Below are 23,081 nucleotides of genomic sequence, written 5' to 3'. Positions count from 1 at the left end.
AAAAACTTGTTGTTGATTGAGGCCTAAGTTGCTGATTCAATTCTTCTTGTAGGGATGGATTGGCGATGATGGGACCGAGGTAGGAAGCGCAGGCGGCACTGTTCTACGAGTTTTCGCTGGAGGACCATGTTCCCCAAGATCATCAGTTGCACTCCATTGATCGGTTCGTCGATCTTGGCAGTATTCGCAAATATCTTGCGGATTTCTACAGCCACACGGGTCGTCCGTCGATCGATCCTGAACTACTGATCCGGATGCTGTTGGTCGGCTATTGCTTCGGCATTCGGTCCGAGCGATTGATCGCGGATATCCTCAAGCACCACGCGGCTTCATGACAAGACTGGCCTTCGTCCACCAACGCGACGACCCTTTCTCGTACGTCCATTGATAGTGATTTGCCCATGATCCGTCTCCGCATATGGTGAATCACAAAAATGGTCCCGTGGGAATCCCGCCGATCCAGATTTCAAGGCCGAAGCTCTAGAGGAGGCATGCAAATCAGATGACAGTCTCACCCTGTTTGCCTCAGACAGCTAATACTGAATGGACAAGACGGCAGGAATCACGGCAATACCTTCAAGGTTGCTGTTCGAACCTAGGCGAGAGCTCGGTGGCGCAAACTGCAACGCGCCATCAATTTGCTTTAATCTGGTGCTGATTGGACATGACTTGTGGAAATTGTGACGAAACGAACAACTAATGCTTACTTTAAAAAACTTTCGCATCGAGTCCACATCGCAAGGCGCAACGCTACGCTGCGACGTCAGTAGCAAGCTCGACGCACCGTCTGTGCTTTGGTTCGAGACTGATCCGGAAAACTATGACTTGCTGGATGTGGATGAGCCGAGTTGGGCAGCGCTGGCGCTTTATTATGTGGCCTTGGCCAGTGGACAGGACCTAATTATTGAAGCCGACATTTCACCCCGGCTATTGCATAACCTCCGCTGGGATCTTGGGATATTCCTGCGCCATTACGACCCCGCCGGTTTCTCCGAAATCAGCATAGACGCGGGGACGAGCGCACCCGAACGTGCAAACGGGTCTTTGGTGGCGACAGGTTTTTCTGGCGGCGTTGACAGTATGGCAACCGTACTAACGCGCGTCGGGCCCGACGTACCCGAACGGGCAAGAATCAATACACTCGCGATTTTTCAGGTAGGTGCGATGCTCAGTGATGATTCCAGACACCGGCTCGCCGCTGCGAAAGACCGGGCGCGGGCCTTCGCAGCGCCACATGGTCTACGCGTCATCACGCTCAATTCCAATCTTGATGCATTCTACCGTTCGCTTCCGAACCCGAAACTGCGCAGTCTTGGACGCACCGTCAGTCTGAGGAATGGTGCCGGCGCTTTGGCGTTAGGGCGTGGTATTCGAGAATTTCATCCCTCCGGAAATGTCGGGTATGACAGAGCAAGCTTCGGCCCCAGCAACATCATCGAATTTGCGGAACCTGTCCTTGCTCCATTGATGACGACGGAACACACGACATTTCAAGCCGGCGCGGCGGGGTTATCTCGACCCGACAAGATCGCCTTCCTATCTGATCGGCCAGAGGCTCACAGATTTCTGGATGTTTGCGTCGGGCCCGCGGACAAAAGATACCAGAACGGCGTCATCAATTGTGGAGAATGCTGGAAATGCGCGCAGACGCTTGCGCAACTGGATGGCCTCGGCGCCCTTGATCGTTTCGGTGCAGCCTTTGACCTGAACAGCTACCCAGAAAACCGGGCACGCATCTACGAAAATCTTGTGCTTTGGTTTGGAAGTCGTGGGCAAAACCATCTCGACGCAGAATTCGAACCGCTTCGACAGGCAGGCGTACCAATACCGCCGTGGAAACAAACTTTGCGGCGCGATCGCATAAGGCGGCATCTCCGCAAAATACGCAGGCTTGCATCAAAAAATCTGGCGGGGCATTAAAACGCACGTTTCGCTGACAGCCTAGAACGTCACTTTTGCCAGTAGCCCAGACCCAACAAAACAGTTCTATCCATGGGCTGTGTATGGCGGAACCTCAAACAGGTTTTCCCAATCCTGATGCCTTGCGTGCGAAGGATCGTATTTCCGCGGCAACCTCTTGATCATGAGATTTAGTGAATCCCCGAAAAATCGTTTCTGGAAATTTCGCCTCCCCGATCCACTGCTCGGGCCGCGGCAAAATAACTTGGCGCCAATTATTCTGGAAACACCACCGCGCAAACCGGACATCAACAAACCGCTTGCTAGTTCTCATGAAGTCGAATTCAGGGTATTGGGTCGCATGAAGGGCTACCGTACCGGTGCCAAGTTGGTCGACCACCAGCCGGTCTTCGATTGCGTGACTAAAATGTAAGACCTTTCGATTGTCCGCGATTCTTTTCGGAGAGAACTCCCACCATTTACGCAACGCACGTCGTGAAATTCTCAAAGGTGGACGACGATAAAAAAGGCTTCCATGATAGCCCACCACAATCCCATGTCCGAGATCTTTCAGGTGCGAAATCGTATCAGACACATAGTCTTTTGGGTAAATCAGGTCATCGTCGATCAAAAACACAAATTCGCTTTGACCGATATCAGGTAGAAATTTTCCTGTATCCTTTAGATCCTGATCAGGGATGATCTGATGAACGTTCTCAAGTTCAACAAGTTCGGGGATTGGGTTAGTATATTCGTTGAGGATCAGATTCAGGCGATCGACTTGCGGCGCTACGCTGCGTGCAACGTTTATCACGGCGTTCCTACGCGGCGGGTATGTGACAAGATTCGCGGTAATCATCTGATCGGGCCAAAGGGGCAGGTTGAAATCAGGTCGTTCACGCACCTACGGATGTCTGGTGCACTTGCGTGGTCTGGCACGCGCAGCGTGGCGTGATCTCGCCAGACAGAGTTCGGGGCCGCTACCGGTGGCGCGACACGTAATGCATGAAAGTGATCACGGAACTTGGAACCATCGCCATGGATCGCCGCCACCGGTTCGCACCACATCGAAGGCACGCCATAAGCATGGGACACAACAAGTCCGTGAAGCGAAGACGACATCGTTACCTCACAAGAAGCAATCTGTGACGCGACCTTTTCGACCGGCTGTGTCACATCAATGAGCTTCACCCCGGCGGCGAGATCAATTTCGCGAAAAGCGGGCAGGTCCACAAAATGTGGGATCAGACCGAGCCGATGGGTCGCAGTCACGCTGACCTGAGGATAGACCCGTGACAAAAGCAGGCCTGGGTCACCAAACCGATCCGGGCATTCAAAACCCAAATCTTGAAGTCGCTGCTGCGTCAATGGCCCCCGTACGCACAGGGTGCGGCGTGGACGTAGCACCTCGTCGTCGGCGGACATAATACCGCTTCCCCAGACAATCGCATCATCTTCGAAGCGAATTCTGCGTAGGATACTTCCAGCGGTAAAGTAGCAACCGCCCTGGGTGCGTGACGATACGTCGTGGTAGACCGGGCGCTTCCCGGTGATCTTCTCGAACAAATAGGGTCCGATCCAGTCTCCGAAATTACGTGGTATGTACCAAGACCAAAACATTGCGCGCCGCCCCAACAGTCCGTTACGACCAAGGAACCTCATCACCTTATCGGATTTCTTATTGTGGATAATTTCAGTCATGCAACCCGGGGACTTTTTCGGCAAACTCAAGAAGACAGGCTGATGTCATCGTGCTCGCTCCCCTAACCACAGGTATTGCACCCAATTTGTTCCAACGAAAGGGGCTTTGCATGCAGATATGCTTGACTCCCTGTACGAGCTCAAACGGCTCGATCAGCCATCGATGCAGCGTCGATGATCCGGCTCAAGTTCGCTTTTGTTGAGGGTTTTCCGATGCGGGTCGCGGCGTGAGGCTGGCGTCTTGGCGGGCGCACGATCCGCGCTGGAAAACCTTCACCACTAAGGTAAGTTACAGCTAACGACCGGTATCATGTTAGCAGGAACGCATAGTCCGAGTTTTTTCCGAACGTCGAGTACGAGTCGATGAACTGAACGCTGCTTAAACTGCGGGCGTATTGCCCTTTTTTTATAGGTCAGGGAGCGAAGGGCGGCATTGGACCTTGCCATGCCGGAATTTTATTGACCGTTTGATAAATTCTCTCAACGGTTTGAGCAATCACACAACAGGAGAACACGACATGTCTAACGCATTTCGCCCTACGCGCCGTCACTTTATGATTACAACTGCAGCGTCCGCGCTGCTGGCGAGCGCAACCCGTGCTCTCGCGGCGGAGCCGATTAAGACCGCTGGGATTTACACCGTGCCTGTTGAACAACAATGGGTCAGTCGCATTCACATCGCGGCCGTCGCTGCCCAAGATCGGGGTGATATCACGTACAGCTATTCCGAAAACGTGAGCAACACTGATTATGCCCGCGTCATCCGCGAATATGCTGAAGCGGGAAACAAGCTGATTATCGGTGAAGTTTTCGGGGCCGAGCAAGAGGCCCGTGAAGTCGCCGCTCAGTACCCTGATGTCGCTTTCCTCATGGGTTCTAGCTTTAAAGAAGATCCTGCGTTGCCAAATTTTGCCGTTTTTGACAACTACATACAAGATGCGGCCTATCTTTCGGGTATTATTGCCGGGGCCATGACCACATCCAACAATATTGGCATGGTTGGTGGTTTCCCGATCCCGGAAGTGAACCGTTTGATGCATGCCTTCATGGCTGGCGCGCAGGAAATGAACCCAGACATCGTATTCCAAGTCAGCTTTATCGGCAGCTGGTTTGATCCGCCCAAAGCCAAAGAAACTGCCTTTGCGATGATCGAAAGCGGTGCAGATGTTCTTTATGCAGAACGGTTCGGTGTCTCAGACGCAGCAAAAGAAAAAGGCGTTTTGGCCATCGGTAACGTCATTGATACTCAGGCTGAATACCCTGACACGGTCGTGGCGTCCGCGATCTGGCATTTTGAACCGACGTTAGACAAAGCTATCGCCGAGGTTCAGGCAGGCACATTTACTGCAGCAGATTATGGGATTTATTCATTCATGAATGCTGGCGGTACTTCGCTTGCACCGCTTGGGACTTTTGAAGGCAAGGTTCCAGCTGAAGCAATGGCGTTGATTGAGAAACGCACCGCAGAGATAATGTCGGGTGCGTTTGCCGTGACCATCAATGATGAAGAGCCAACGTCGTCGTGAACAAAACGGCTGTTGAGGCACTTAGTTTAGAAGGCATCACAAAGCGATTTGGCGCGCTGACCGCAAATGATGCGGTCAGCCTGTCATTGAACCAAGGTGAAGTCGTCGCTCTTTTGGGTGAAAATGGTGCTGGAAAAACCACGTTGATGAATATCCTTTTCGGCCAATACGCCGCCGATAGTGGTGTCGTGCGCGTCTTTGGTAAGGACCTTCCATCAGGTAATTCACGCGCAGCCTTGGACGCAGGCCTGGGTATGGTGCATCAACATTTTACGCTCGCTGACAATCTAACAGTGCTGGAGAATATCACTCTTGGGACTGAGTCCTTATTACGAATGCGGGCCGATCGGCAGGGAGCGCGGCGGCGGATTTCAGAACTATCAGCGAAGTATCACTTGGAGGTAGCCTGTAATGCGCGCGTTGGTGCGCTGACGGTGGGTGAACGGCAACGGGTTGAAATCCTCAAAGCCCTTTACCGCGATGTGCGCATTTTGATCTTGGATGAGCCAACTGCCGTTTTGACACCACAAGAAGCGGACGACCTATTTGCCACGTTGCGATTGGCCGTTTCGGATGGGCTGTCGATTATTTTTATCTCTCATAAACTGCATGAGGTGATGGCGATCGCTGATCGTGTGGTCGTATTGCGCCACGGTAAGGTGGCCGGCGGCGCGCGAATAGAAGACACCGACAAGGCCGCTCTTGCGGCCATGATGATGGGCACTCAAGCGCAAGCCCCCAAAGTAGTGCTTGCGACCCCCGGTAAGACGCTTTTGGAAGTAACGAATGTCACAACGCCCAACCAAGGCAGCGCGCCGGGGATGAAATCTGTTTCTTTGGCGTTGAAAGCAGGGCAAATAATTGGGTTGGCAGGCGTTTCGGGTAACGGGCAAGCTGCTGTTGCAGGTCTGGTGGGCGGAACGCTGAAACCTGCCTCCGGTACTCTGACTTTGAATGGCAAGAGCCAACAAAAGTGGACGCCGCGTATCGCCGTACAAAGCGGGATTGCACGGATTCCAGAAGACCGGCACAAGACGGGCACGATTGCCGACTTTGACTTGACCGAAAACGCGATCCTCGAACGATACGCAACCGATGGCTTCAGCAAAGCGGGTTGGTTGAACTGGAGGTCCGCACGCGATTTTGCGAATGCAATTATCACCAAATACGATGTCCGGTGTCCCGGCCCAGCCACGCCGATCCGGTTACTGTCAGGCGGCAATATGCAAAAATTAATCTTGGGGCGCACGTTAGAGGCTGATCCGCAGGTTATCCTGGCCAACCAACCAGTTCGGGGATTGGATATCGGTGCTGTGAATTACGTTCACACTCAGCTTTTGGCCGCGCGTGAACGGGGTGCGGCTGTTTTGCTGATTTCGGAAGATCTGGACGAAATCATAGCTCTGTCTGACGTTATTCATGTTATTGCAGATGGCCGCCTCTCGCCGGAGTTTGATCGTGGGCAGATGACGTCTGCGCAATTGGGGTTATGGATGGCCGGTCAAGGATTTGAGGACGAGAAAAAACATGCGTCTTGAACCAATCACTGACCCAAGTTTAACACGCAAACTGGGGTTTCCGTTTGGCGCACTCTGCGCCACGTTTTTGATCGCGTCGCTGCTCGCGATGATCGCGGGAGCGAACCCATTTTCTGTCCTATATCTGATCCTAAAGGGGGCGTTTGGATCGGCGTTTGCGATCCTTGAAACGTTGAATCGCGCTACGCCGCTGATTTTCACGGGGCTTGCTGTCGCGGTCGCATTTCGGGCAAAGTTTTGGAACATCGGGGCTGAAGCCCAGCTTTATGCAGGCGCATTGATGACCGTGTTGTTGGGGACCGGAGTTTTACCGTGGCCAACAGCTGCTTTGCTGCCGGTTTTGGCCGTGTCGGCTATTCTGGCGGGGGCAATATTGTTGTTGGTTCCCGCGATCTTGAAAACCCGGTTTGGTGTAGATGAGGTTGTTACAACCTTATTGTTTAATTTCATTTTTTTGCTGTTCATTTCTATGTTGTTGGAAGGCCCCCTAAAAGACCCGATGGGAATGGGGTGGCCCAAATCCGCCCGTCTCATCGCTGAAGCGCGGCTGCCCAACATGTTCGACGGGTTACGTTTGCATTGGGGCTTCGGGGTGGCGATCATTTCAGCCGTTCTCATCTGGTTGATCCAGACTCGCACGACCTTGGGATATGAGATGCGCGCCGTCGGTCTAAACCGGCAAGCGGCGGCGTTTGCTGGTATTCCGGTGAACCGGACTTTGCTGAAAACGGCTTTGTTGTCGGGGGGCCTCGCGGCGCTCGCCGGATTTTCGGAGGTCGCAGGTGTTAAGGCAAGTCTCACGCTCGATCTGTCGCCCGGCTACGGCTATACGGGGATCATCGTGGCCATGCTTGCGTTGCTGAACCCATTAGGCGTTGTGGGGGCAGCCTTGTTTGTCGCAGGCATTTTCGTAGGCGCTGACAGCATGAGCAGGGCGGCGGGTGTGCCAACTTATCTCGCGGATATGATGTTAGCGATCGCGCTTTTATTGATGGTGTTGGCGATCATGCTGACACGGTTCCGGATCGTGAGGGATTGACGTCATGGAAATCGTCGAAATCCTATTTTCCGCCAGCTTTTGGGCCGCTGCGATCCGCATTGCGAGCCCGCTCATCTTTGCAACTTTGGGCGAAGTCGTTTGCGAACGAGCCGGTGTTCTGAACCTCGGGATTGAAGGGATCATGGTCGCGGGGGCCTTTGCGGGCTGGATGGCTGTATACTCCGGCACCGGGCTTTGGGTCGGTGTTGGCGTCGCGATGTTCGTCGGTATGGTCTTCGGTTTGCTGCATAGTACGTTAACAGTGCCGTTTGGGCTTTCGCAACACGTGGTTGGACTAGGGGTTACGCTGCTGGCGACCTCATCAACCTATTATGCCTACCGATTGGCACTACCAGAGGTCAGAAGCCCACCAAAGATCGAAGCGTTTCAACCTTATGAAATTCCGCTTGCATCTGATATTCCCATAATTGGCGAGGCTCTGTTTTCACAGACGCCGCTGACCTACCTTGCCTTTGTGCTGGTCGTGATTGTGAGTTTCCTGTTGTACCGGACGCCCGTTGGGTTGGCAGTACGCGCAGCAGGTGAAAATCCGAATGCTGTTGCCGCGCAAGGGCTGTCTGTCACGGCAATCCGCATGGGCGCTGTGATCGTTGGGAGCGGGTTGATGGCTGTGGGCGGTGCGTTTTTGACGATGTCGGCCTTCGACAGTTTCTTTTTTGAGATGGTCAATGGACGCGGCTGGATTTGCATCGCCTTGGTGGTATTTGGGTCATGGCGACCGGGCAAGGCATTGCTCGGGGCCGTGCTCTTTGCGGCATTTGATGCGCTGCAAATTCGGGTTCAACAAACGAGCATTGGTACAGTCGTCCCCTATCAAATATTCCTGATGATGCCTTATATCTTGTCCATTTTGGCACTTGTTATCATGTCGCGCCGTGCAGCGGTTCCTGCTGCCTTGATGGTGCCGTTCAATAAAGGAGAACGCTGATGTTCGATCTGATGATCAAGGGTGGGACCCTACCGGATGGTGACATTGCCGATATTGGAATTGTCGGTAACAAGATCGCCGCGGTGGGCGCGCTTGACGGTGCGCAAGCTGGCCAAGTGGTTGATGCGACCGGCGATCTGGTCAGCCCGCCCTTTGTTGACCCGCATTTTCACATGGATGCGACCCTGTCGTACGGGACACCACGTATCAATGCCTCTGGCACGTTGCTGGAAGGGATCGGATTGTGGGGTGAGCTTAAGCAGGTGGTGACACAGGACGAAATTGTTGGCCGTGCGCTGACCTATTGTGACTGGGCGGCCAGCATGGGCCTGCTTGCGATCCGAAGCCATGTGGATGTTTGCGACGACCGGCTGCTGGGGGTTGAGGCGCTTCTTGATGTGCGTGATCAGGTGAAAGATTACATCGACCTTCAACTTGTCGCCTTTCCGCAGGACGGGTTCTATCGCGACCCAACAGCGCGCGACAACACAGTCCGCGCACTTGATATGGGCGTCGATGTGGTTGGCGGCATCCCGCATTTTGAACGCACGATGGCCGATGGGGCTGCATCCATTCGAGAGCTTTGCGAACTCGCGGCCACACGCGGCTTGCAGGTCGATATGCATTGTGATGAAACCGACGATCCGATGTCGCGCCATATCGAGACATTGGCCTATGAAACCCAGAGGCTAAGGTTGCAAGGACGCGTGGCAGGGTCACATCTTACTTCGATGCATTCGATGGATAATTATTATGTTTCCAAACTGTTGCCATTGGTGGCTGAGGCTCAAATCAACGCAATCCCTAACCCGCTGATCAATATCGTTCTGCAGGGGCGACATGACACCTACCCCAAGCGTCGGGGGCTCACGCGTGTGAAAGAAATGCAGGCCCATGGGATCAATGTCGGTTGGGGACAGGATTGCGTTTTGGACCCTTGGTACTCACTTGGCACCGCAGACTTGCTTGATGTGGCATTCATGGGTTTACACGTGGCTCAAATGACCAGCCCTGAAGAGATGCGGACATGTTTTGAAATGGTCACAACCCATAATGCGAAGACGATGAACCTTGCTGATTATGGACTACACGTCGGCGCCAAGGCGTCACTTGTAGTGCTCGACGCGGGCAATCCGATTGAGGCGCTACGCCTGCGTGCAGCGCGGTTACACGTTGTCGCAAATGGGAAAGTCATCAGTCAAGGCGAACGCGCTGATGCAAAGATCTCGTTGCCCGGCCGACCATCTGTCTCTCGTCGGCGTCATCAGGTTAATTGAGCGGTCAGAAACGGCATACAACCGCGACGAATTTGTGCTTTGTCCGCCATCACCTCATTTAATCTGAAAAATGCTGCGCGATTGATCAACGTCCGCTTTCGAAAAGCTGCATCGTAGAGCGCTTAGTCACGACCAAGGTCTGCTTTGGGCCGTGAATGACGTTACCGCATAAGCGCCGGACTTCGGATGCCGCGATGCGGAGAATGGCGGCAGAGAGCCCAAAGTCACCGATGCTGCGCCCCGCATGAACGACTGCTTCCCCCAAATTTGATAAATTATCATAGATCGGTTGAACTTAAGCGTGGCCGCGCAAAGCTGCTTGAACGCTTTGTTCCAGCGCTTCTACGGCTGGTTCGAGATTGGGTCGGGCGACAAGGCGAACGGTATAGTCCGGTAGGCTAGGAAGAATATCAGCGCTGATTGCTTCCAGACCCGCATCCAACATGCTTTCCGGCAATGGAGCGACGGCAAAGTCCGCCATAACTGCCGCGACCTGGCCTGCCGAATGTTCACTCGTTAGCGCAATCCGATAAGCACGGTCTATGTTGGCGCACGCCTCAATTGCAACTTGCCGCCATGCACAGGTTTCGTCGGCCAAGGCGAGAGGAAGAGGTGTCTGATGGGCTGCTGAACCCGATGCGGCACCAACCCAGATCAATCGCTCTTGATGAACGATCTTGCCTGAAACGCGCGGGTCGTTCTCTGCAAAAGTCACAAGGCTCACGTCCAGTTTCTCGCTCTCGATCTGCGCCAGTATTTCGCTGCTCGGTCCAAGAACAACGCTCACCTCGATTGCTGGATAGGTTCGGGCAAAGGTCTTGAGGATGTCTGGCAACCAGCGAGTTCCGTAATCATCCGGCGCACCGAAGCGCACTCTGCCCACCGTCTGTCGGGTTCCAAACCGTGCTGCGATCTCACCGTTCAGAGAAAGCATGCGTCTCGCATAGCTCAACAACGCCTTGCCATCTTCGTTGAGCTGCACGGTTCGCCCATGCCGGTTGAAAAGTGGCCTGCCAATCTGCCTTTCAAGCTTAGCGATTCTGCCGCTGATTGCTGCGGGAGAACGGTGCACAATGTCTTGGGCAGACCTGAACGAACCCGTTTCGCAAACAGCGACGAATGTGCGCAGCGCGTCGGCGTCCAGCGCTTTGGCGCGGGCGCTTTCGGCTTCCAACTCGTTCTTAACAACATTCATCCTGTTCAGGATGGCCGATCAGTCTGAGCAAAACAACCTGTTTTGCCGATCAGTTACTACATGGCATGTAAGGTCATGACTGATCGAAACCCCATTGAACCCAAGCCGAAAATCGACCTGACTCTGGCAGGTCACAGCTCTGCCTTTCTCCTGATGGCATTCGGGATGCTGACAATCCCGATCATGGACGTGATCGCGAAAGTGCTCGCCGTAGACGGGATGCCAGGCACACAGGTGGCTTTAGCGAGGTTTATTGGCCAAGGCGTGTTTACGCTCGCTTTACTGCCCATTGCCATCTTGCTCGTACCGGGAATTTTTCTTGAAGAGACGTCGATACAGGGGCAGTCCACGTTGGGGCGCTCTTGGGCTGACCTACGCTCAGCGTGGACAAAGACCAATCTCGCACGTGGAATCGCGCTCGCCGGAGCCACCGCTTGCTTCTTTACCGGCCTTGCTACCCTGCCACTCCCTGCCTCGGCAGCGATCCTGTTTCTGGCCCCTTTGATCCTGACGCTACTTGGTGGAGCCGCGCTGAAAGAACACCTGACTTTCCGCAGGGTCGCTTTGTGCGTAGCCGGTTTCCCCTGTGTACTCTTGATCGTTCGCCCCGGATTCGACGGTCTTGGCTTGGATGCCCTCTACCCGCTTGCAGCGGCTTTCCTGTTCGCCATCTATTTTCTGCTCACGCGAATGGCATCGGGTCAAGGTTCGCCGCTCTCGATGCACGTCGTTGCAGCCGCCTCTGGAACAGGTATCCTCGCGTTTTGGCTCTATGCTGGCAACGCAGTTACTGACAGCGCTCAGATCATATGGCCGACGCAGGTCTCTACGTGGATGGCCCTGGCGTCCCTTGGCGTCATCTCAACGATTGCGCATATGGCGATAATTGTCGCCTTTGCGCGTGCACCAGCGTCGGTCCTTGCACCGCTGAACTACCTGGAAATTGTATCTGCCACGGCACTCAGCTTCATTGTGTTTGGAACACTTCCAGACAAATGGACGGTGATCGGCGCAATACTCATAATGGCAATCGGATACGCTGCGACCCGTCCGGAGAAAAAGATCATTCGCCGGTAGAGTGTGCTTGGCCGATGGAGCTTTTCAGCTGAAGCGGACCTTGGCGCAGGTGCGGCGAAAGCTCGGTTTGTCCCGCACAGCAGACCTCGGCAGGCGAAACGCGCTGCGCGACCAATGAATGTCCGCTTCGGGGAAGCTGCATCGCCGCATTGATCGCACTGGCCAACGGCAGGTTTGGACCGTTCATCACCCATCCACAAAGAAACACCTCTACAGGAACATCCCCACCCGCGCGGCCCCATGGCTGGCAATCCGCGCTGTTGGCCGCACCTATGCCAATCCAACCCCGGTCCGACGGCAATCCGATGGAAATCCCCGCGTCACTCTTCTGATCAGCACGGGCCGTCCGGCGGGTCGGGCCGGGGGTCACACCGCGTCTTAACCCGCCTGCCTCAACGTCTTTCCTAACAAAAACCTGCAAACCCGCGCGGTGCGGTCCGATGGAAGTCCGATAACAGTCCGATCCCTCACCACCCGCTAAGGCACTGGCAAAAAACATGTTTTCGCCAAAGGCCCATAAAACGGAAAACCGCCCACGCATCAGCGCGGGCGGTTCGTTTAGACCTCGTTAAGATCCGCTCAGTCGATCTTGGGCAGCAGTGCGTCCAGCGACGCCTTCGCATCGCCATAGAACATCCGTGTATTTTCCTTGAAAAACAACGGGTTCTCGATGCCCGAATAGCCCGTCCCCTGCCCGCGTTTGGACACGAAAACCTGCTTGGCTTTCCAGCACTCCAGCACCGGCATCCCCGCAATCGGGCTGTTCGGATCATCCTGCGCGGCCGGGTTCACGATGTCGTTGGACCCGATGACAATGGCGACATCCGTATCCGGAAAATCTTCATTGATTTCATCCATTTCCATCACAATATCATAAGGCACCTTCGCCTCTGCCAGCAGCACATTCATATGCCCGGGCAGCCGCCCCGCGACCGGATGAATCGCGAATCGCACGGTCTTGCCCTTCGCCCGCAGCTTGCGCGTCAGCTCCGCCACAGCCGATTGTGCCTGCGCCACAGCCATCCCGTATCCGGGGATAATAATAACGCTATCCGCCTCATTCAGCGCCGTCGCGACACCATCAGCATCAATCGCCACCTGCTCACCTTCCACGGCCATCTGCTCACCCGCCGGGCCGCCAAAGCCACCCAGTATCACACTGATAAAGCTGCGATTCATCGCCTTGCACATGATGTAGGACAGGATCGCACCGGAAGAGCCAACCAAGGCTCCCACAACGATCAGCAGGTCATTGCCTAGGCTGAACCCAATCGCCGCCGCCGCCCAACCGGAATAGCTGTTCAGCATCGAAACCACGACAGGCATATCCGCCCCGCCAATCCCCATGATCAGGTGATAGCCGATGAACAGCGCCGCCAGCGTCAGCAGCATGAGCGGCACAAACCCGCCCGATGCCAGATACCAGATCAGACAAATCACCGAAATCGCCGCCGCCGCGATATTGAGCACATGCCCGCCCGGCAGTTTTTCCGCGGCTGAGCCAACACGCCCTGCCAGCTTGCCATAGGCAATGACCGACCCGGTAAAGGTGACTGCGCCGATCCAGATACCCAGCACCAGCTCAACCCGCAGGATGTTGATTTCAACCCCGGTTTTCTTCGCCACAATGGCCGCAAAGCCCCGGAACTGATCCGCAATCTCTTTGGCGGCACCGGTCAGCGTGCCATAGCTTTCCTGCGGAAAGGGCAGGCCCGCGTCGACATAGGCGGCGGTGACGCGACCGATCTCGATATGTGCGTTCAGCCCGACGAACACAGCCGCCAGACCAACCAGCGAATGCATCGCCGCGACCAGTTCGGGCATTTGAGTCATCTGGACCCGCTGCGCCAATTGCATACCGATTACAGCACCGGCAGCAATCAACACCAGCGACAGCAACCATAGCCCTGCCCCCGGCCCCATCAGTGTGGCCAGCACAGCCAGCGCCATGCCGACAATGCCGTACCAGATCGCGCGTTTGGCGCTTTCCTGGTTCTTCAGTCCGCCCAGCGCGAGGATGAAAAGAACAGCCGCAACAACATAAGCGGCAGTGGTAAATCCGAAATCCATGTGTCCTGCTCCCGCTTACGATTTCTGGAACATGGCGAGCATGCGCCGTGTCACCATGAAGCCGCCAAAAATGTTGATCCCGGCCATAAAGACCGACAGCGCAGCCAATATCATCACCAGCCACGACCCTGATCCGATCTGCATCAGCGCGCCCAGAATGATGATCGACGAAATCGCATTGGTCACTGCCATCAGCGGCGTGTGCAAGCTATGCGCCACCCCCCAGATCACCTGGAAACCGACAAAGACCGCCAGCACAAAAACGATGAAGTGCTGCATAAAGCTGGCAGGCGCGACAAGCCCCACACCCAAGAGCAGCGCCGCACCAATGGCGAGCAATGTCACCTGATTGCGGGTCTCTTTCTGGAACGCGGCAACCTCTTGTGCCGCTTTTTCGACGGCGGTCAGCTCTTTCGGTGGGGCCTTTTTCGGCTGGGCTGCAATCGCTTGCACCTTGGGTGGTGGGGGTGGAAAAGTGACCTCTCCCGCGTGGGTGGCGGTCGCGCCGCGGATCACGTCGTCTTCCATATCGTGCACTGGCTTGCCGTCTTTTTCGGGCGTCAGGTCGGTCATCATATGGCGGATGTTGGTCGCATAAAGCGTCGAGGATTGCGCGGCCATCCGGCTGGGGAAATCCGTATAACCGATGATCGTCACACCGTTTTCGGTGACAATCTTTTCATCCTTGACCGTCAGCTTGCAGTTTCCGCCGCGCTCGGCCGCAAGATCGACAATCACCGATCCGGGCTTCATCGCGTCAACCATGTCCTTGGTCCACAGTTCTGGCGCATCTCGGCCCGGGATCAGCGCGGTGGTGATCACGATGTCCATGTCCGGGGCCAGTTCGCGGAATTTGGCAAGCTGCGCTGCCGCAAACTCGGGCGAGGATACAGATGCATAGCCGCCCGTGCTGGCGCCATCCTGTTGCTCTTCCTCGAAATCAAGAAAGACGAATTCCGCGCCCATTGATTCAACTTGTTCGGCCACTTCGGGGCGCACGTCGAACGCATAGGTCATCGCGCCCAGCGATGTCGCCGTGCCAATCGCGGCCAAGCCTGCCACACCGGCCCCGACAACAAGCACCTTTGCAGGTGGTACCTTACCGGCGGCTGTGATCTGCCCGGTAAAGAAGCGGCCAAAGTTGTTGCCTGCCTCGATCACCGCGCGATAGCCTGCGATATTGGCCATAGAGGACAGCGCATCCATCTTTTGCGCCCGGCTGATCCGGGGCACCATATCCATCGCGATGACGGTGGCACCCTTCGCATTCGCATCCGCCATCAGCTTTTCATTCTGGGCAGGATAGAAGAAGGAAATCAGGGTCTGATCCTTGCGTAGGCGCTTGACCTCTGTGTCGGTCGGGGGGCGGACCTTGGCGACGATATCGGCGGCCTTGAACAGCGCGGCCCCGGTTTTCACCACCTCTACGCCTGCATCCTTATAGGATTGATCGGAAAATCCGGCCTTGGCCCCGGCCCCGGTTTCGATCACGCATGTATACCCAAGTTTTTGCAGATCCTTGGCCGAGGCGGGTGTCATTGCAACCCGATCCTCGTCCGCGAGTATCTCTTTCGGTGTGCCGATTTTCACGGACCATCCCCCATATTTTTGCTTACCGTTTCAAAAGAGTTAACTGTCAGAATTATATTTCACAAGAGAGCGTCGGAACGTTCAAATATTTGCAGTTCAAATAATTTCACCCAGCGGCGCCTCTTTTGGCTACCGCTGAAAATCTGGTTCCACAATATGCGCCGTATGCGGAACATCGTGACCATCCCCGGTCACAAAGGCAAGATATCAATCTTTGTCCATCCACGCGGTAAAGCTGTCCCGCCTCTTGCCGATCGCACAGACCGCTGTAGCATCGCCACCAAATGGAGGAATGGAAAATGGAACACACAGGCAAACACGCAGTGGTGACCGGCGGTGGTACAGGCATCGGTCAGGGAATCGCAGTGGCACTGGCAGAAGCCGGGGCCGAGGTGACAATCACCGGGCGACGGGCCGATAAGCTGGAAGAGGTCGCAGCCCAAAACCCCCGCTTGCACCCCCTGGTGATGGATGTGACCGATGAATCCTCTGTCCGTGATGGCATGGCACAGGCGGCCGCAGCGCGCGGCCCGGTGCAGATTTGCGTGGCCAATGCTGGCATCGCCGAAGGCGGGCCATTTGCCGATACCAGTCTGGCCGCGTGGCAGCGCACAATGGGCACGAACCTTGATGGCGTGTTTCTGACGCTGCAATCCGCGCTCGCTACGCTTGGCCCTGACGATGATGCACGCATGATCATCATCAGTTCCGTCGCGGGCCTGCGCGGGCTGAAAGGGGCAATCCCCTATACCGTATCGAAACACGCGGTTATCGGGCTGATCCACGGGCTGTCCGAAGAATACATGAAGCGCCCCATTACCTTTAACGCGATCTGCCCCGGCTATGTGGACACGCCCATCGTGCGCAACCAATTGCCGAGCGTCATGAAACGTTTCAGCGTGGATGAAGCCGGGGCAATCGAAGTGATGGCCCGCGGCAACCGGCACCGTAAATTGCTTGAGGTGGATGAAACAACCTCTGCTGCGATGTGGCTTTGCTCGGACGGGGCGCGCAGCGTGAACGGGCAGACGGTTAATATCGCAGGCGGTCAGGTCTGACCTAAGGATCAGCGGCCAGCGGCATCGGGCGTCTGGCGGCTATCCTCATCCAGAAATGCGGTCTGCGGATCGGTCTGGAGCGTATCGGAAAGATGTCCATGCACATGCACATTCAGCGCCGCGCCCAGCAGGATCAAGTAGGCGCTGACATAGAGCCACAGCAACAGACCGATGACCGCTCCGATTGATCCGTAGACCTCATTATAGCTGGCGAAATTCGTCAGATAGTAAGACAGGCCCATAGACGCGCCGACCCACAGGATCACCACGATAAACGCGCCAATCGTGAACCAGCGCCCCCGTCCGCCGATCCGGGCCGGGCCGAAACGATAAAGCAGCGACAGCCCGACCAGCAGCACGCCCAGTGCGATCAGCCAGCGCACCCCTTCAAGGATCCACGCGGTAGAGGCAGCAAGCGGCACAAAGGTCAGCGCAATCGGCAGGATCACCACCACCATCAGCGCCACGATCCCAAGCACCACCAGCGCGATGGTCAGCATAAAGGCGACAGCGACCTGCCAGACGCCATTGCGCAGCCGCTGACCGGCAATCGCGTTCAACCCGCCGATCAGCGCCCCAACCCCCGCCCGGCAAGACCAAAGCGCCACGCTGATGGACACCACAGTCGCCCACCCCAGTGTTTCAGGCCGTGCCGTGATCAGACTGTTGACCTGTGACGCCAGAATACGGAACACTTCGGGCGGAATGATCCCTTCCATCAAGACAAGCTGTTCGGAAATGACAACCGGATCAGCCAGCAGCCCAAAAATCGCGATAATCGCAGCTAGCCCCGGAAAAATCCCGAATATCCCAAAGAACGCGACACCCGCCGCGATCAGGCCAAGGTGCTTTTCGCCCGCCATGATGAACACCGCCCATAAAAGACGCCACAGCTTTTTAAGCCTGCTTATCACGCGGGTTGCTCCGTTCTTCGGTTTCTCACCCGTCTTACCTAGGGCATAAGACGGGCGCTTGCCACTTTTGTGGCCGTTTCACCCGCGTCTTTGCACGTCGAAACAGCCACCGCACAGAAAAAGGTCGCGGTGCGGGGCTGTCCACGCTAGGCTTGGCGCACAAGACGGGGCAAATCCCGCAGGCAGGCAGGTATTTCATGTTTACGCGCGATATCTACGTCACCACACTCGCAGAAGAGCTTTTGGAACGCGGCGCAGGACGGCAGTTGGTCGCTGTGACAGGCGCACCGGGTAGCGGCAAATCCACACTCGCCACAGAATTGGTCCGCCGGTTGAACGCACAGCGGCGCACCGCCATCGCTGTGCCGATGGACGGGTTTCATCTGGATAATGCGATCCTTGATGCGCGCGACATGCGCCAGCGCAAGGGCGCGCCGGAAACCTTTGACGGGGCGGGGTTTATCCGCATGATGCGCGCCCTGCGCATGGGGCAAGAGGTCTTCGCCCCGGTCTTTGACCGCACCCGCGATCTGGCCATTGCTGCGGCGGTCGCTGTGCCGCCCGAAATCCAGATCGTCGTGGTCGAAGGCAATTACCTGATGTTCGACGAAGCCCCGTGGTCCGAACTTGCCCCGCTGTGGGACCTGACCGCGCGTCTGGACGTGCCGATGCCGGAACTGCGCGCACGGCTGATCCAGCGCTGGCTAAGCCTGAATTATTCCCGTGCCGTCGCCACGCGCCGGGCCGAGGGCAATGACATTCCCAACGCACAGCGCGTGATCGACCGCGCGCTGCCCTGCGACTTTACCTTTGACGGGCAGCCGCAAACCTCTACCTAGTTGCCAAGCCACAGACACAGACACAGAATACCGGAGCCGCCATGACCGCCCATACCGTCGCGACACAGCCGATCCCTGACCAAAAGGCCGGCACCTCTGGCCTGCGCCGCAAGACCCGCGACTTTATGGCGCCGCATTTTCTGGAAAACTATGTGCAGGCGATCCTGAACGCCATTGGTGGGGCTGCTGACAAACGCTTTGTCGTCGGTGGCGACGGCCGGTTTTTCAACGACCGCGCAATTCAGGTGATCCTGCGGATGGCCGCCGCCAATAGCGCAGCAGAGGTGATCGTCGGCCGGAACGGGTTGCTATCAACCCCCGCCGCATCGCATTTGATCCGACTGAACAAAGCCGATGGCGGCTTTATCCTGTCGGCCAGCCATAACCCCGGCGGCATCGACGAGGATTTCGGGCTGAAATTCAACATGGCCAATGGGGGTCCCGCGACAGAGGCAGTGACCGACCAAATTCTGGCCGAAACCAAAAGCATGCGCGCCTATAAAATGCTGGACGCGCAGGATATTGATCTGGGCCAGCCGGGCGAAAGACGGCTGGGCGATATGGCCGTCCGGATCATCGATCCTGTCACCGATTACGCCGCCCTGATGGAAACGCTTTTTAATTTCGACGCCATTCGCGGGCTGTTTAGCGACGGCTTCACCATGCGGTTCGACGCGATGCACGCCGTCACCGGCCCCTATGCGCAAGAGCTGCTTGAAAACCAGCTGTGGGCCGCACCCGGCACCGTCATCAATGCCACCCCCCTGCCCGATTTCGGCGGCGGTCACCCGGACCCCAACCCGATCTGGGCGCATGCGCTGATGGACATCATGACTGGCCCCGACGCGCCTGATTTCGGTGCCGCCAGCGATGGCGACGGGGACCGCAATATGATCGTGGGCCGGGGCGCATATGTTACGCCGTCGGACAGTCTGGCGGTGATCGCTGCCAATGCGCAGCTTGCCCCCGGCTACAGGGGCGGTCTGGCCGGTGTCGCGCGATCCATGCCGACCTCTACCGCCGTGGACCGTGTGGCGCAGGCGAAAAACATGCCATGTTTCGAGGTGCCCACCGGCTGGAAATTCTTTGGCAATCTTATGGATGCAGGCAAGGTCACGCTTTGCGGCGAAGAAAGTGCCGGGACCGGGTCGGACCATGTGCGCGAAAAAGACGGGCTTTGGGCGGTATTGATGTGGCTAAACATCCTTGCGGCGACAAAACAATCCGTGGCCTCACTGATGCAAAGCCATTGGCAAACCTATGGCCGCAATTTCTACACCCGTCACGATTACGAAGCGGTGGACAGCACTGCCGCCAATGGGTTGATGGACGCGATCCGGCAAAGGCTGAACTCCCTGCCCGGTCAGCATTTTGCAGGGCTGACCGTCAGTGAGGCCGACGAATTCGGCTATACCGACCCCGTTGATGGCAGTGAGACGACGGGCCAAGGGCTGCGCATTCTTTTCTCAGACGGCGCGCGCGTCGTGTTCCGCCTGTCCGGCACAGGGACCGAAGGCGCGACCTTGCGGGTCTATCTTGAAAAGCTGGAAAATGACCCAGACCGCTTTGGCGATGCGCCAGCAACGGCGCTGGCCGATGTCATCCGTGCAGCGCAAGAGATCGCAGAGATTACCCCCCGCACCGGGCGTGACAAGCCGGATGTAACTACCTGAACAGCGTGCTCATCGCGGCCCACCAGCCTGCCAGCGTCCCGTCGATTACAAACAGCGTGATTGCCGGGAACAGCAGCAAGATCCCCACGCGAAAAATGTCGGACCCGACAAAGAACAGCACCGCCTTATAGGTCGCAACCATTGGCGTGTCCTTGTCCATGTTGTTGATGATGAACAGGTTCATCCCCACCGGCGGGGTGATCAAACCAACCTCAACCACAATCAGAACAAGGATGCCGAACCAAATCGCGACCTCTTCGGTGCTCATCCCGAAATCCAGCGTCTGGATCACCGGCCAGAAAATCGGGATCGTCAGCAGGATCATCGACAGGCTGTCCATCAGACAACCCAAAATCAGATAGAAGGCCAGGATCAGCACCATCACCACCCAAGGGCTGAACCCCTGTTCGGTCACAAAAGCCGACAGTTCTTGCGGCACCTGTGTCAGCGCCAGAAACCCGTTATAGAACCCTGCCCCCAGCACGATGAAAAAGATCATGCCTGTGCCGGTTGCCGTCTGGGCGATGCTGTCGCGGAACACAGCCCAATTCAGCGCGCGTGAAAACAGCGCGATCAGCCCGGTGCCCATCGCCCCCACGGCAGCGCCTTCGGTTGGGGTGAACCACCCATTGTAAATGCCGCCAACAACCAACGCAAAGACCAGCAACACAGGCCAGACGGCCGACAGTGCCTTGAACCTTTGCGCATAGGCCAGGCGCGAATGGGTGCCCGCCTGTTCGGGGTACAGCCGGACATAAATTGCAATGGTCAGCATATAGCCAAGTGCGGCCAGCAAGCCCGGCACAAAAGCCGCCGCGAACAGCTTTGCGATATTCTGCTCGGTCAGGATCGCATAGATCACGAGGATCACAGACGGCGGGATCAGGATACCCAGCGTTCCCCCTGCCGCCAGCGTCGCCGTGGAAAACCCGCCAGAATAGCCATATTTGCGCAGCTCTGGCAGGGCGACCTTGCTCATCGTGGCGGCGGTCGCCAAGGACGATCCACAGATTGCGCCAAACCCGGCGCAGGCCCCGACAGCCGCCATCGCCATGCCGCCTTTGCGGTGCCCCAACCACGCCTCGCCTGCCTTGAACAACGCGCGGGACATGCCGGAATGGGTCGCGAACTGCCCCATCAGCAAGAACATCGGGATGATCGACAGGTTATAGCTGGAAAAGGTCGAATACACCTCTGACTTCAGCTTGGCCATGAAAACGACCGTGCCATCCGTGGCTAGCCACAGCCCGCCGATCCCGCAGATCAACATCGCCAATCCGATGGGCGCGCGCAGAAAAATCAGCAGCAGCAGAACCGGAAAGGACAGGTACCCAAGGGCCAGATCGGTCATATCTTACGCTTACCTGTCAGGCGCATCGCGGCGCAGTAAAGGCTGACAATGCTGGTGGCCAGCGCGGCAGCAAAGCTGGCGGCATAGGCCCACCAGATCGGAAACTGGATCAGATAGGTGGTTTCGCCATAGCGCATCTTGTCCTGCATCCCGACGAAAAGCCGCCAGCTGATCAGCAGAATGGCCAGCGCCATCACTACGCTCCAGAATGTCGCGATCAGGTGGTTGGCACGCGGGCCCAGCCCATTGGTGAAGATATCGACGCTGGCATGTGACCCGGTCAGCTGCGTCAGCGGCAGAAATGCAAAGATGGCAAAGGCGATCCCGGCTTCGACCAGTTCGAAATCACCGTTGATCGGCCCCACGCCCCGTTCCAGCAGCCATGGCCCGACGGCCCCCAGCGCCCCATCATGCGCCAGCCCGTTCAGCATACGGCCCACGATACTGACACAGACCGTCGTCACCAGCAGGCACAAGACGACACCGCCCAGCAATGCCATAAGCTTGGCCAGTCCATGGATCGCGCGGTGCAACATGCGGGGTCATCTCCTGATGCAAAGCGACCCCCGGCATCGCTGCCAGAGGTCACGCACCCTTTAATCACTGACCATGTATTTGGCAATCAATGCCGGTGCTGTCGGTACCCGCCGGTCAGACGATCCGCGTCACCACCGGTTCCAGATCGCCAATGGTCCCCTTCAACACATCACCCCGCACCACAGGGCCGACCCCGGCGGGGGTGCCTGTCATGATGAGGTCTCCGGCGCACAGGGTGTAAAGCGTCGACAGATCAGCGATGATCTCCGGGACTGACCAGATCATATCAGACAGATGCGCCTCTTGCGTGACCAGATCGTTTACACTCAATTGAATACGCTGCGGCCCCAGCGCAGCAACCTCTTGCGCTGGGGTGATCGGACCAATGATCGCCGCATGATCAAAATCTTTGCCAGTGTCCCACGGCCTGCGTTTTTCTTTGGCCTGCGCTTGCAGATCGCGACGGGTCATATCAAGCCCACAGCCATACCCAAACACCACATCCATCGCATTTGCAGGCGCGACATCACGTGCCTCTGCCCCGATTGCGACCACCAACTCCATCTCGTGGTGCAGGTCATTGGTACGGGGGGGATAGGGCATGTCTTGGCCCGACAGCAGCACGGCATGGGCGGATTTGGTGAAATAAAACGGCGCTTCGCGGTCGACCTCATGGCCCATCTCGGCGGCATGGGCGGCGTAATTGCGCCCGACGCAGAAAATACGCCCAACGGGAAAGCCGCCTTGCCCTTTGACGGGCACAACAGGGGTGGCGCGTGGCGGGAATACAGTGTCAGTCATACGCAATCTCGCTTTGTAGAGTTGTTCTGAAAGGGGTCGTGGCCTAT

Annotated in this window: 20 protein-coding genes and 2 pseudogenes; 11 read left to right on the top strand and 11 right to left on the bottom strand. The window is 56.8% G+C overall.

The window, feature by feature from the left end; translation table 11 throughout:
- Positions 1–98 precede the first annotated feature (98 nt).
- Positions 99–308: pseudogene (locus tag ACJ5NV_RS03940) on the top strand (transposase); the annotation flags it as partial.
- On the opposite strand, the pseudogene ACJ5NV_RS03935 reads toward ACJ5NV_RS03940, so the two are convergent.
- A pseudogene (locus ACJ5NV_RS03935) lies at positions 302–403 on the bottom strand (IS630-like element ISSpo6 family transposase); the annotation flags it as partial. The pseudogenes ACJ5NV_RS03940 and ACJ5NV_RS03935 overlap by 7 nt on opposite strands.
- Before the next feature lie 296 nt (positions 404–699).
- Between ACJ5NV_RS03935 and ACJ5NV_RS03930 the strand changes: the two are divergent.
- Positions 700–1,920, top strand: coding sequence for an adenine nucleotide alpha-hydrolase family protein (locus tag ACJ5NV_RS03930; protein WP_411642325.1), 1,221 nt, complete (start codon positions 700–702; stop codon positions 1,918–1,920).
- A gap of 94 nt (positions 1,921–2,014) precedes the next feature.
- On the opposite strand, the gene ACJ5NV_RS03925 is transcribed toward ACJ5NV_RS03930, so the two are convergent.
- Together ACJ5NV_RS03925 and ACJ5NV_RS03920 are read right to left on the bottom strand one after the other, a co-directional pair.
- Positions 2,015–2,713, bottom strand: coding sequence for a glycosyltransferase family protein (locus tag ACJ5NV_RS03925; RefSeq protein ID WP_411642324.1), 699 nt, complete (start codon positions 2,711–2,713; stop codon positions 2,015–2,017).
- A gap of 41 nt (positions 2,714–2,754) precedes the next feature.
- The gene (locus tag ACJ5NV_RS03920; protein ID WP_411642323.1) at positions 2,755–3,519 is read right to left on the bottom strand and encodes a polysaccharide pyruvyl transferase family protein; all 765 of its coding nucleotides are present in this window, start codon (positions 3,517–3,519) and stop codon (positions 2,755–2,757) included.
- 599 nt (positions 3,520–4,118) lie between these two features.
- On the opposite strand from ACJ5NV_RS03920, the gene ACJ5NV_RS03915 reads away from it, so the two are divergent.
- The 5 genes from ACJ5NV_RS03915 to ACJ5NV_RS03895 are packed head-to-tail and all read left to right on the top strand — an operon-like array spanning position 4,119 to position 9,929.
- Entirely contained in the window at positions 4,119–5,126 is a 1,008-nt protein-coding gene (locus tag ACJ5NV_RS03915; RefSeq protein ID WP_411642322.1) for a BMP family protein, read from the top strand.
- Complete coding sequence (locus tag ACJ5NV_RS03910) at positions 5,123–6,664, top strand: ABC transporter ATP-binding protein (RefSeq protein ID WP_411642321.1); 1,542 nt, start codon at positions 5,123–5,125, stop codon at positions 6,662–6,664. The genes ACJ5NV_RS03915 and ACJ5NV_RS03910 overlap by 4 nt, the downstream gene beginning before the upstream one ends.
- Positions 6,654–7,703: an ABC transporter permease gene (locus ACJ5NV_RS03905; RefSeq protein WP_411642320.1), complete on the top strand. Its 1,050-nt coding sequence runs from the start codon at positions 6,654–6,656 to the stop codon at positions 7,701–7,703. The genes ACJ5NV_RS03910 and ACJ5NV_RS03905 overlap by 11 nt, the downstream gene beginning before the upstream one ends.
- A gap of 4 nt (positions 7,704–7,707) precedes the next feature.
- Complete coding sequence (locus tag ACJ5NV_RS03900) at positions 7,708–8,652, top strand: ABC transporter permease (protein WP_411642319.1); 945 nt, start codon at positions 7,708–7,710, stop codon at positions 8,650–8,652.
- Positions 8,652–9,929, top strand: coding sequence for an amidohydrolase family protein (locus ACJ5NV_RS03895; RefSeq protein ID WP_411642318.1), 1,278 nt, complete (start codon positions 8,652–8,654; stop codon positions 9,927–9,929). The genes ACJ5NV_RS03900 and ACJ5NV_RS03895 overlap by 1 nt, the downstream gene beginning before the upstream one ends.
- 295 nt (positions 9,930–10,224) lie before the next feature.
- Here the strand turns inward: ACJ5NV_RS03895 and ACJ5NV_RS03890 are convergent, their stop codons facing one another.
- Positions 10,225–11,124 (bottom strand): LysR family transcriptional regulator, encoded by a 900-nt coding sequence (locus tag ACJ5NV_RS03890; protein WP_411642317.1) that lies wholly within the window; start codon positions 11,122–11,124, stop codon positions 10,225–10,227.
- Positions 11,125–11,199: 75 nt separating this feature from the next.
- On the opposite strand from ACJ5NV_RS03890, the gene ACJ5NV_RS03885 reads away from it, so the two are divergent.
- The gene (locus ACJ5NV_RS03885; RefSeq protein ID WP_411642316.1) at positions 11,200–12,201 is read left to right on the top strand and encodes a DMT family transporter; all 1,002 of its coding nucleotides are present in this window, start codon (positions 11,200–11,202) and stop codon (positions 12,199–12,201) included.
- On the opposite strand, the gene ACJ5NV_RS03880 is transcribed toward ACJ5NV_RS03885, so the two are convergent.
- From ACJ5NV_RS03880 to ACJ5NV_RS03870, 3 genes are all read right to left on the bottom strand, one after another.
- Complete coding sequence (locus ACJ5NV_RS03880) at positions 12,188–12,700, bottom strand: hypothetical protein (protein ID WP_411642315.1); 513 nt, start codon at positions 12,698–12,700, stop codon at positions 12,188–12,190. The two genes, ACJ5NV_RS03885 and ACJ5NV_RS03880, sit on opposite strands and share 14 nt — an antisense overlap.
- A gap of 80 nt (positions 12,701–12,780) precedes the next feature.
- Entirely contained in the window at positions 12,781–14,271 is a 1,491-nt protein-coding gene (locus ACJ5NV_RS03875) for an NAD(P)(+) transhydrogenase (Re/Si-specific) subunit beta (protein WP_411642314.1), read from the bottom strand.
- A gap of 15 nt (positions 14,272–14,286) precedes the next feature.
- Entirely contained in the window at positions 14,287–15,861 is a 1,575-nt protein-coding gene (locus ACJ5NV_RS03870; protein ID WP_411642313.1) for a Re/Si-specific NAD(P)(+) transhydrogenase subunit alpha, read from the bottom strand.
- A 299-nt stretch (positions 15,862–16,160) separates the two neighbouring features.
- On the opposite strand from ACJ5NV_RS03870, the gene ACJ5NV_RS03865 reads away from it, so the two are divergent.
- Positions 16,161–16,919, top strand: coding sequence for an SDR family NAD(P)-dependent oxidoreductase (locus ACJ5NV_RS03865; protein WP_411642312.1), 759 nt, complete (start codon positions 16,161–16,163; stop codon positions 16,917–16,919).
- 8 nt (positions 16,920–16,927) lie between these two features.
- Here the strand turns inward: ACJ5NV_RS03865 and ACJ5NV_RS03860 are convergent, their stop codons facing one another.
- Positions 16,928–17,833, bottom strand: a complete 906-nt coding sequence (locus ACJ5NV_RS03860; protein ID WP_411642311.1) for a YihY/virulence factor BrkB family protein — start codon at positions 17,831–17,833, stop codon at positions 16,928–16,930.
- Positions 17,834–18,030: 197 nt separating this feature from the next.
- Between ACJ5NV_RS03860 and ACJ5NV_RS03855 the strand changes: the two genes are divergently transcribed.
- Together ACJ5NV_RS03855 and ACJ5NV_RS03850 are read left to right on the top strand one after the other, a co-directional pair.
- The gene (locus ACJ5NV_RS03855) at positions 18,031–18,672 is read left to right on the top strand and encodes a nucleoside/nucleotide kinase family protein (protein ID WP_411642310.1); all 642 of its coding nucleotides are present in this window, start codon (positions 18,031–18,033) and stop codon (positions 18,670–18,672) included.
- A gap of 41 nt (positions 18,673–18,713) precedes the next feature.
- Positions 18,714–20,345 (top strand): alpha-D-glucose phosphate-specific phosphoglucomutase, encoded by a 1,632-nt coding sequence (locus tag ACJ5NV_RS03850; protein WP_411642309.1) that lies wholly within the window; start codon positions 18,714–18,716, stop codon positions 20,343–20,345.
- Here the strand turns inward: ACJ5NV_RS03850 and ACJ5NV_RS03845 are convergent.
- The 3 genes from ACJ5NV_RS03845 to ACJ5NV_RS03835 all read right to left on the bottom strand — a co-directional run bounded on the left by ACJ5NV_RS03845 (position 20,338) and on the right by ACJ5NV_RS03835 (position 23,034).
- Positions 20,338–21,696 (bottom strand): TRAP transporter large permease, encoded by a 1,359-nt coding sequence (locus ACJ5NV_RS03845; protein ID WP_411642308.1) that lies wholly within the window; start codon positions 21,694–21,696, stop codon positions 20,338–20,340. The genes ACJ5NV_RS03850 and ACJ5NV_RS03845 overlap by 8 nt on opposite strands.
- Positions 21,693–22,232: a TRAP transporter small permease gene (locus tag ACJ5NV_RS03840; RefSeq protein WP_411642307.1), complete on the bottom strand. Its 540-nt coding sequence runs from the start codon at positions 22,230–22,232 to the stop codon at positions 21,693–21,695. Before ACJ5NV_RS03840 ends, ACJ5NV_RS03845 begins: the two co-directional genes overlap by 4 nt.
- A 115-nt stretch (positions 22,233–22,347) precedes the next feature.
- Entirely contained in the window at positions 22,348–23,034 is a 687-nt protein-coding gene (locus ACJ5NV_RS03835; RefSeq protein ID WP_411642306.1) for a fumarylacetoacetate hydrolase family protein, read from the bottom strand.
- Positions 23,035–23,081: the final 47 nt, after the last annotated feature.

The sequence above is a fragment of the Loktanella agnita genome, assembly GCF_046640325.1.
Classification (GTDB): Bacteria; Pseudomonadota; Alphaproteobacteria; order Rhodobacterales; family Rhodobacteraceae; genus Yoonia; species Yoonia agnita.
Note: the sequence above shows the minus strand (reverse complement) of the source record. Positions and strands in the feature narration are given on the sequence as shown.